Origin of the sequence: Halomonas sp. SIMBA_159 (assembly GCF_046536035.1) — a bacterium.
Classification (GTDB): domain Bacteria; phylum Pseudomonadota; class Gammaproteobacteria; order Pseudomonadales; family Halomonadaceae; genus Vreelandella; species Vreelandella venusta_A.
On record NZ_JAWJBT010000653.1, the window covers coordinates 1 to 269 of the forward strand.

The window sequence follows — 269 nt, forward strand, 5'->3', positions numbered from 1 at the left end:
TCATCTGATTTTACAGCTTCATAGTATTCGATTAATTTATCTACATTATTTACACCATCAAAATCACCTAAATCGAAGTCGACAACCCCCTTAATATCCTCAACCTCAAATTTATTTTTCACATAGAGAGGTATAACTGCCTTCCAGGTCAAGTCTCCAAGATTTACGCCTTGGTCAAATATCAATTCTTCCACATGTAAATCATCAATAGTTTTTATTAGACCTTTTGTTAAATCACATGATTTGTACATATCGTAAGGATTGTCGTT

Annotated in this window: 1 protein-coding gene; it reads right to left on the reverse strand. The window is 32.7% G+C overall.

Features of this window, described 5'->3' with window-relative positions; genetic code table 11:
- A partial coding sequence (locus tag R0J87_RS20820; RefSeq protein WP_498888640.1) for a hypothetical protein occupies positions 1-269 on the reverse strand: 269 nt, incomplete at both ends.